This is a genomic window from Plantactinospora alkalitolerans, from assembly GCF_015690345.1.
GTDB classification, from domain to species: domain Bacteria; phylum Actinomycetota; class Actinomycetes; order Mycobacteriales; family Micromonosporaceae; genus Plantactinospora; species Plantactinospora alkalitolerans.
Window position 1 is genome coordinate 1 of the sequence record NZ_JADPUN010000326.1, and the last position, 9,251, is coordinate 9,251.

Below are 9,251 nucleotides of genomic sequence, written 5' to 3' on the forward strand. Positions count from 1 at the left end.
AAGATCCCGCCGCCGACCTCGATGATCTTCCCCCCGACACGCCCCCGAACGCCGAGCGCCAGCGAGATCCAGCGAGACACGGTGGGACAGAAGGAAGAAGGCCCCCGACAGCGTTTGTGCTGTTCAGGGGCCTTTCTCGCACCTTGTGGCGGGTAGAGGATTCGAACCTCTGAAGCTTTCGCGACGGATTTACAGTCCGCTCCCATTGGCCGCTCGGGCAACCCGCCAGGGCGTGCCGCCCCGTAGAACGCGGCAGCGGAAGCAAGGATAGCGGTTGCATCGGGCAGTCGCGCAAGCGGGTACGGTCGGCATGTCGGACCGCCGCCCGGTGGCACCGGCACACCTTCATGTCGTATACAGCAGGAGCGGATCATGGCAGCGAACCCGTCGTTCGACATCGTCAGCAAGGTCGACCGGCAGGAGATCGACAACGCCCTCCGGCAGACGGAGAAGGAGCTTTCCACCCGCTTCGACTTCCGTGGCACCGGCGCCGACATCTCCTGGTCGGGCGAGGAGGGCATCAGCCTCCAGGCCGAGACGGAGGAGCGGGTCAAGGCGGCTCTGGACGTGTTCAAAGAGAAGCTGGTGAAGCGGAACATCTCGCTGAAGTCCCTGGACGCCGGCGAGGCGCGCCCGTCCGGCAAGATCCACAAGATCGACTGCAAGGTCATCCAGGGCATCGAATCGGACAAGGCCAAGGCGATCAGCAAGAAGATCCGCGACGAGGGCCCCAAGGGCGTACAGGCGCAGATCCAGGGCGACCAGCTTCGGGTGACCGCCAAGAAGAAGGACGACCTCCAGGCCGTCATCTCCCTGCTGAAGACCGAGGACTTCGGCCTCGCCCTCCAGTTCACGAACTACCGCTAGGCCCTGCCGGACTCCGACGCCCGGGATCATCGAGGATCCCGGGCACCGGTCCCGCCTCGGCCCCGAGTTACATCGGGTCGGCGGCGAGGGCCTGCTCCAGGCGTACCTCGGCTTGGGCCTCGGCTCGGGCGATCGAGCCGGCGGGCATCGCCGCGACCACCGCGGCGGCCGCCACCGCCGCACCGGCGAAGAGGAACGCCCACGGTACGCCGACCTGGTCGGCCAGGATCCCGGCTCCGGCGCCGCCGGCGGCACTGGCCGCCACCGCCACGGTGACGACCCAGGTGTACGCCTCGTTGAGCATGCTGGCCGGCGAGATCCGCCCGACCATGGTGTTCTCCACGGTGAGCGCGGGGGCGATGGTCGCACCGCCGACCACCAGCGCGATGCCGAGCGCGATCGGGCTCGGCATCACCGCGAAGACCGCGAAGGTGGCCGCGAGCAGGCCGAGCAGTTGGGCGAACTGCCGGGCGGCGTTGCGGGACGGTTTGCGGGTGCCGAACCAGACGCCGCCGATCGCGCTGCCGGTGCCCCACATGGCGAGCAGGATTCCGGCCATGCTCTCCGCGTTGTCCACGTCGTGCGTCGAGGCGTACGCCGGGACGGCCACCCCGGCCGCACCGAACGCGATGCCGAGGCCGGCCACGCAGAACAGCAGGGCGGGGAATCCGCCCACCCGCAGCGGGCCGAGCCCCTTGGCGTGGCTGTCGGTCGGGTGCGGACGCCAGCCGCGCATCACCGGGCCGACGGCCACGATGGCGGTACCGATCAACGTGACGACCGCCGCCCCGATCAGTGCCGCTGCGGCGTCGGCCACCAGCACGAAGACCGCGACCAGTGTCGGGCCGATGACGAACACCAGCTCGAACAGCGAGGTCTCGGCGGCGAGTGCGGTGTTGCGCAGGGCGTACCGGCCGGAGGCGGGGTCGGTGAGGTCGTTCCAGGCACCCCGGATGGCGGCGGTCAACGGCGGGTACGTCGCTCCGGCCACCGCCGAGGCGATGAAGATCACTGTCAACCCGTCCGAGCCGGCGCGGCTGGCGAGCAGCAGCCCGATCAGCGCCACCGGATGCGCCACGGCGGTGATCATCAGTACCCGGCTCGGTCCCACCCGGTCGGCGATCCGGCCGGCGATCGGGCTCAGCGCGGCACCGGCGAGCGCGTACACCCCACCGGCGACGGCGGCCAGCGCGTAGCGGCCGGTGACCTGTTCGACGACCATCAGCAGCGCCAGCGGGGTCATGCCGATGCCGAGCCGGCCGACGATGCCGGCGATCAGCAGCATTGGTGCACCCGGAATCCGCCAAACTCCCAGGTACTGACGCAGCGCGCTCACGGGTGGCACCCCCTCTGGTCGGTCGTACGGTAACGAGCGGAAGACCTACCGACCCTAACGTGAGCCCTGCACGGGTTGAATCGGATTAGGCGCTACGTCACCATCCGGACCCGACGCGCACACCGGTACGGCTGGGGGCGTACGAAGCCGGCCCCCGGCTACTTTCGTAGGAGCCGGGGGCCGACTGGCTTACGGGGAGGAACGAGCGTAGGTCAGCGCTGGAACTGGACCGGACCGCTGTTGGCGGCCATCTGTTCCAGGCGGCGTACCCGCTCCTCCATCTTCGGGTGGGTGGAGAAGAGGCTCGCCATCCCGCCACCCCGGAACGGGTTGTCGATCATCAGGTGGGCGGTGCTGGTCAGCCGGTTGTCGGCCGGCAGCGGCATCCGCTGGGTCCCGTTGTGGATCTTCCGGAGGGCGCTGGCGAGGGCCAGCGGGTCCTTGGTCAGGGTCGCGCCGGAGGCGTCCGCCTGGAACTCCCGGTTACGGCTGATCGCCAGCTGGATGACCGAGGCCGCGATCGGGCCGAGGATCAGCATCAGCAGCAGGGCCGCCGGGTTCGGCGAGTCCTCGTCGTCCCCGCCGCCCAGCGGAATGAACCAGGCCAGGTAGGCGAGCGTGGTGATGATGCCGGCGAGCCCGGCGGCGACACTGGAGATCAGGATGTCCCGGTTGTAGACGTGGGACAGCTCGTGACCGATGACGCCCCGCAGCTCCCGGTAGTCCAGGATCTGCGTGATGCCGGTCGTCACCGCGACCGCCGCGTGCTGCGGGTTGCGTCCCGTGGCGAACGCGTTGGGCTGCATGGTCGGGCTGACGTACAGCCGGGGCATCGGCTGACCGGCCTCGGTGGCCAGCTCCCGGACCATCTGGTAGAGCGCGGGGAACTCGGCCTCGGTGACCGGTTGCGCCCGCATCGAACGCAGCGCGAGTTTGTCCGACCAGAAGTAGCTGCCGGCGTTCATCGCCAGCGACAGCAGTACGGCGATCACCAGACCGCCGCTTCCGCCGAACCAGTAACCGACGCCGAGGATCAGAGCGGTGAGCAGGCCAAGTAGCGCGGCCGTCTTGAGCCGGTTGTGATGGCTATGCACGGTAACTCCTTCGGTGCGCGGGTAGGTGGACCCGCTGACCGGTACAACAACGGGATACCCCGTCAACAATCCAGATATGACTGTGAGTTACCTGGGAAAGCGAACGATTGTCACAGTCCGGCGACGTCCAGGATGAGTTGTGGGGCGAACCCGACGACGATCGCGACCACGGTGGCGACGGCCAGCGCGGCGACAACCGCCCAACTCGGCCTGATTGACCCGGCCGACGGCACGGGTGCGCCCACGGGCAGGGCCGGGGCGCCCGGATCGGCGGGGACGACCGGTGCGGCGGCGGCATCCCCGGCCCGGGGCGCCACCGGTTCCGGGGCGTAGAGCGTCGCGGCGACCCGTACGTAGTAGGCGAGCCCGACCACCGCGTTCAGCGCCACCACCACGGCAAGCCAGCCGGCACCGCCGGCCAGCAGCGACCGCACGATGGTGACCTTCGCGAACAGTCCGGCCAGCCCCGGCGGCAGTCCGGCCAGCCCGACCAGCGCGAGCACGAACGCCGCGCCGACCCACGGCCGGCGCCGGGCCGCGCCCCGGTAGTCCTCGATCTCGCCGCCGTCGGCCACCGCCGGGCGCAACGCCACGACGGCCGCGAAGGCGGCCAGCTCCAACACCACGTAGAAGACCGTGTACGCCACCGCGGCGGCGACCGCCGTGTCGAACGCCTCCGGGGTCCGGCCGGCGGACAACGCCAGGGCGCCCAGCGGGGCGACGATGTATCCGGCCTGGGCCACCGACGACCAGGCCAACAGCCGGACCATCCGGCGCTGCCGCAGCGCCACCAGGTTCCCGACGGTCATGGTGAGTACGGCAACCGCCGCCAGCACCGGCCCGGTCACGCTCGCCGGCAGCACCGGCCCGGTCGCGCTCGACGCCAGCACCGGCCCGGTCGCGCTCGCCGGCAGCGCGGTCGCGGTGACCGCGAGCAGCGCGACCACCCCGCCGAGCTTCGAGGCGGTGGAGAGGTACGCGGCCACCGGCACCGGCGCCCCGTCGTAGGTGGCCGGCGCCCAGGCGTGGAACGGCACCGCCGCCACCTTGAAGGCCAGTCCGAGCACCACCAGCGCGACCGCGACCACGGTGAGTGGCAGGTCCAGCAGTTCCGATCCGCCGGCCGCCGTGCCGTCGGCTTCGAAGACGGCACCGAGCCGGCTCAGGTGCACCGCTCCGGTGACCGCGTAGAGCAGCGCGGCGCCGAGCAGGGTCACCGCGGTCGCCACCACACTGACCACGAAGAAGGTCAGTGCCGCCTCGGCACCGGCCACACTGCGGTGCCGGAGCCCGACCAGCACGTACAGCGGCAACGTCAACGTCTCCAGCGCCACGACCAGGGTGATCAGGTCACCGGCCGCGCCGAGCACCACACCGCCAGTCATCGAGCAGGCGAGCAGGAAGCAGTACTCCCCCGGCGGCACCTCGCCGGCCCGCAGCAGCGGCGCGGAGAGCGCCAGCACACCGAGGGTGAGCAGCGCGAACAGGCAGCCGACCAGGGCCGCCCGACCACCCGCCAGATAGGAACAGTCGTCGCCGGCGCAGAACGTCCGACGCGTACCGGCGGTGCCGACCAGGACCGCGCCGAGCGCGGTGGCGGCGGCCCCGACGGCGAAGACCGCCACCGTCGCGCCGCGCCGGGCGACCAGCAGGTCGGCCAGCAACACGAGTACGGCGGTGCCAGCCGCCAGGTACGCCGGCAGCAGCGCCACGTTGTCGACGGTCTGGATCACGGCGTCCGCCGGGGAACGAAACTCATCGGATCGCCTCCAGGAGCGCCTCGACCGGCACCTCGGCGTAACCGAGCACCAGTGTCGGGGCCAGCCCGATCGCGAGGGCGAGCAGCACCAGCGGGCCCCAGGCGGCCAGCTCGGCTCCGGCCAGTCCCGGCGTCAGGGTCAGCACCGCCGGGGTAGCCGGCCCGTGGGTGACCCGGCGCAGCAGCCGCAGCAGGTACGCCGCCGTGAGTGCCCCGCCCAGCGCGGCCAGCACCGCCAGGGTGGTCCAGAACGGTCCGCCGACCCGCCACGCGGCGACGACCGCGAACGCCTCCCCCCAGAACCCGGCGAGTCCGGGCAGCCCGAGCGAGGCGATCGCCGCGAAGCCGAGCAGTCCGGCCAGCCGGGGCGTGCTCTCGCGCAGCCCGCCCAGCTCGGCCAGCGCCCCGGTGTGCGCGCGATCCTTGATCGCCCCGGCGAGGAAGAAGAGCAGGCCGGTGATGACGCCGTGCGCGATGTTGCCGATCAGTGCGGCCTGGATGCCGGTGGCGGTCAGGGTGGCGACCCCGAGCAGCACGAAACCCATGTGCCCGACGCTGGAGTACGCGATAAGCCGCTTCAACTCGCTCTGTGCCAGGCAGACCAGCGAGCCGACGATGATCGCCGCCACGGCGAGCGTACCGAGCACCGGTGCGGCCCACCGGGCGCCCTCGGGGGCGACTCCGACCGCGACCCGGATCAGCCCGTACGTGCCCATTTTCAGCAGCACCCCGGCCAGGATGACGCTGCCCACCGTCGGCGCCTGGGTGTGCGCGTCCGGCAGCCAGGAGTGCAGCGGCCAGAGCGGACTCTTCACCGCGAACGCGATCGCGAGCAGGCTGAAGGCGGCCAACTGGGTACCCCGGGACAGCTCGCCGCCACCGGTCAGGTCGACCAGGTCGGCGGTGCCGGCGGCGGTGACCACGGTGAAGACGCCGACCAGCAGCAGCACCGAGCCGAAGAGGGTGTAGAGGGCGAACTTCCGGGCCGCGTGCTGCCGGTCCTCGCCACCCCAGATCGCGATGATCGCGTACATGGGTAGCAGGACGACCTCGAAGAAGAGGAAGAAGAGGACGAGGTCGAGGGCGAGGAACGTGCCGACGATCCCGACCTCGACGACGAGCAGCAGCGCGACGAGGGTCCGGCCCCGCCCCGGCGCCGGTACCCGCCACGCCGTGTACGCGCAGCAGAGCAGGGTCAGCAGTGCGGTGAGCACCACGAGCGGATAGGACACGCCGTCGACGCCGAGGTGGAACCGCAGGTCGAGACCGGGTACCCAGGTCAGGTCGAGTTCGTGCCACGGCCGTACGCCGGGGCCGCCGGCGGTGCGCGGCCGGTAGCCGAACCAGTTGTCGTCGCCGCCGAGTGCCAGCAGCACACTGAGCACGAAGGCGGCCGCGGCGAAGGCGGTACCGGTGATCCGGGCCGCCCGGTCGATCCGGTGCGGCAGTACGGCGAGCACCGCCGCGCCCAGCGCGGGCAGCGCCAGCACGGCGACCAGTCCGACCCTCCCGAGGCTCATGCCGTCACCTCGCCGCGCCCGCTCATGCCGAGCCTCCCAGCGCGCTCATGCCGAGCCTCCCAGCGCCACGGCGGCGATGCCGAGCAGCAGGGCACCGGCCAGCACGGCGGCCACCGCCCGGGGCACCCCGGCCCGGTGCAGCAGGTCGAGCCCGCCACCCAGGCCCGCCGTACTCCGACCGGTCCCCTCGACCGCGCCGTCCACGACCGTCTCGTCGATCCGACGGGCGAGCCGGCCGAGCGCCCGCACCGGGCGTACGACGAGCGCGTGCTGGACCTCGTCGAGCCAGAAGGCCCGGGCGAAGGCCGGGCGGAGCGGCCCCAGGCCGGTTGCCGGGTCGGCGGCCGGATCGGCCCGCCAGCGCCACCAGGCGAGGCCCGCCCCGAGCAGCAGCAGCGCCACCGGAATGATCAGGAAGGCGTCCAGGTGTGCCTCGTCCAGGGCGAGCGCGGATCGGAACGGGGGAACGAAGACCGCGAAGCCGAGCGCCGCGCTCGGCACCGTGAGCAGCAGTACCGGCCAGCGCAGCAGTCCTGGTGGATCGTGCGGCGGACCGACCGGGGTGTGCGCGGGGGCGGTGGCCGGCGCGTCGATGCCGGCCGAAGCGTCCATCGGGTGGGTCTGGGCCCGGGACGGCCCGAGGAAGGTACGCAGCAGCAGGCGGGCGGCATACCAGGCGGTCAGCCCGACCCCGACCAGCCCGGCGATCCAGACCAGCCAGCCCACCCAGGCCGGCGCCGGGCCGGCGTGGTGCCGGGCCGCCTGCTCGGCGACGACCAGGATGCCGTCCTTGCTCCAGAACCCGGCCAGTGGCGGCACCCCGGCCAGCGCACCCAACCCGATCGCGGTACACCAGAAGGTGACCGGCATCGGCCGGCGCAGCCCGCCCATCGCGGACATCAGGTTGCTGCCCACGGCGTGGATCACCGCTCCGGCGGCGAGGAACAGCAGCGCCTTGAAGGCGGCGTGGCTGAGCAGGTGGAACAGCGCGGCGGGCGGCGAGCCGACGGCGAGCGCCCCGGCCATGTAGCCGAGTTGGGAGACGGTCGACCAGGCCAGGACCCGCTTGATGTCGTCCTGGGCGGTGGCGGCGAGAGCGCCGAGCAGCAGGGTTACCGCGGCCATCACGCCGAGCACGGCGAGGGCGGCCGGTGCCCGCTCGAACAGCGGGAAGAGCCGGGTCACCGCGTAGATCCCGGCCGCCACCATCGTCGCGGCGTGGATCAGTGCCGAGATCGGCGTCGGGCCGGCCATCGCATCCGGCAGCCAGGTGTGCAGCGGGAACTGAGCGCTCTTCCCGGCCACTCCGGCGAGCAGCAGCAGGCAGGCGGCGGTCAGCGTACCGGGGCTGAAGTCGTGGGCCAGCACGTCGGAGATCCGGAAACTGCCGGCCGAGACGCCGAGCACCACGATGCCGAGCAGGAAGCCGACGTCGCCGACCCGGGTCACCAGGAACGCCTTCACGGCGGCGGCGGGCGCCTCCGGCAGCCGGCGGTCGTGGCCGATGAGGAGATAGGAGCAGATGCCCATCACCTCCCAGCCGACCAGCAGCATGATCAGGTCACCGGCGACCACCACCAGCAGCATCGCGGCGGTGAAGAGGCTGATCTGCGCGGCGTAGGGGGCGTACCGGTCGTCGTCGTGCAGGTAGCCGACCGAGTAGACCTGTACGGCCAGCGCCACCACCGCCACCGCGATCGCCACCAGCGCGGTGGCCGGGTCGAGCCGGACGCTGAGCGTGACCGATAGCCCGCCGAAGTCGATCCACTCGGCGGCCGACTCGGTGCCACCGTGGTCGACGGTGACGGCGAGCGCGACCGCGCAGACCAGCGCCACCGCCGCGCCGCCGATGCCGAGGCCCGCCGCGACCGCCCGGGACCGCTGCGGCAGCAGCAACCCGACCAGGGCCAGTCCGAAGGGTACGGCCGGCAGCAGCGCGCCGAGCGTCTGTGCGCCGGTCATCGGGCCGGTCCCGCCGCCGGCCTCGTCGCCGCTCCCGTCGACGGCCCGGTCGCCGCTCCCGTCGACGGCCCGGTCGCTGCTCCCGTCCTCGCCGGCGCCTCCATGATCCCGCGTGGACCGGCGTCGGGGGTGTGCTCGTCGAGGCGTACGTCGTCGATCGCCACAGTGCCGCGCAGCCGGTAGAGCTGGAGCACGATCGCCAGCCCCACCCCGACCTCGGCGGCGGCGATCACGATGACGAAGAGCGTGAACGCCTGTCCGGTGAACGGCAGCGCACCGGCCTCGGCGGTGCCGGGAGCGGCTGGGCTGCCGACCGGTGCCGCTGTGCCGAGGGCCGCGTGCAGCGGGGCGGCGTTCGCGGTGACCAGGAGCAGGTTGACCGCGTTGAGCATCAACTCCACCGCCATCAGCACCAGTACGGCGTTGCGGCGGCGCAGTACGCCGTACACGCCCAGCCCGAAGAGGGCGGCGGCGATGACGTACGGGATGACGGGTCTCACTGCCGCCGCCCCGGAATCCGTACGCTGATCGCGATCGCCCCGACCAGCGCGGAGAGCAGCAGTACGGAGAGCACCTCGAACGGCAGCACCCAGGACTGGAAGAGTTCCGTGCCCATCCGCTCGGCGGTCCCCGGCTCCGGCAGGTCGACTGTGGACCAGCGGAACGCGTCGACCAGCAGGGCGGCCAGGCCCAGCCCGGTCCCGCCGCCGCTC

General features: G+C 72.2%; 8 protein-coding genes and 1 tRNA gene. 1 reads left to right on the top strand and 8 read right to left on the bottom strand.

Translation table 11 applies throughout. The features are described from left to right. Positions 1-146: 146 nt before the first annotated feature. Positions 147-227 (bottom strand) — tRNA-Tyr (locus I0C86_RS35390). Between the two features lie 145 nt (positions 228-372). On the opposite strand from I0C86_RS35390, the gene I0C86_RS35395 reads away from it, so the two are divergent. Beyond that, positions 373-867, top strand: coding sequence for a YajQ family cyclic di-GMP-binding protein (locus I0C86_RS35395; protein ID WP_196205667.1), 495 nt, complete (start codon positions 373-375; stop codon positions 865-867). A 67-nt stretch (positions 868-934) separates the two neighbouring features. On the opposite strand, the gene I0C86_RS35400 is transcribed toward I0C86_RS35395, so the two are convergent. The 7 genes from I0C86_RS35400 to I0C86_RS35430 form a co-directional block, all read right to left on the bottom strand. Further along, on the bottom strand, positions 935-2,203 hold the full coding sequence (locus I0C86_RS35400; protein WP_196205668.1) for an MFS transporter: 1,269 nt from the start codon (positions 2,201-2,203) through the stop codon (positions 935-937). A 212-nt stretch (positions 2,204-2,415) separates the two neighbouring features. Further along, a complete protein-coding gene (htpX, locus tag I0C86_RS35405; protein WP_196205669.1) occupies positions 2,416-3,297 on the bottom strand; it encodes a zinc metalloprotease HtpX in 882 nt (293 codons plus the stop codon). 110 nt (positions 3,298-3,407) lie between these two features. Further along, positions 3,408-5,030, bottom strand: coding sequence for an NADH-quinone oxidoreductase subunit N (locus I0C86_RS35410; protein WP_196205670.1), 1,623 nt, complete (start codon positions 5,028-5,030; stop codon positions 3,408-3,410). Between the two features lie 22 nt (positions 5,031-5,052). Further along, complete coding sequence (locus I0C86_RS35415; RefSeq protein ID WP_196205671.1) at positions 5,053-6,576, bottom strand: complex I subunit 4 family protein; 1,524 nt, start codon at positions 6,574-6,576, stop codon at positions 5,053-5,055. A 45-nt stretch (positions 6,577-6,621) separates the two neighbouring features. After that, a complete protein-coding gene (locus I0C86_RS35420; protein WP_196205672.1) occupies positions 6,622-8,538 on the bottom strand; it encodes an NADH-quinone oxidoreductase subunit 5 family protein in 1,917 nt (638 codons plus the stop codon). Beyond that, on the bottom strand, positions 8,535-9,038 hold the full coding sequence (locus I0C86_RS35425) for an NADH-quinone oxidoreductase subunit NuoK (protein WP_196205673.1): 504 nt from the start codon (positions 9,036-9,038) through the stop codon (positions 8,535-8,537). Before I0C86_RS35425 ends, I0C86_RS35420 begins: the two co-directional genes overlap by 4 nt. Then, a partial coding sequence (locus I0C86_RS35430; protein WP_196205674.1) for an NADH-quinone oxidoreductase subunit J occupies positions 9,035-9,251 on the bottom strand: 217 nt, incomplete at its 5' end. The genes I0C86_RS35430 and I0C86_RS35425, both read right to left, overlap by 4 nt.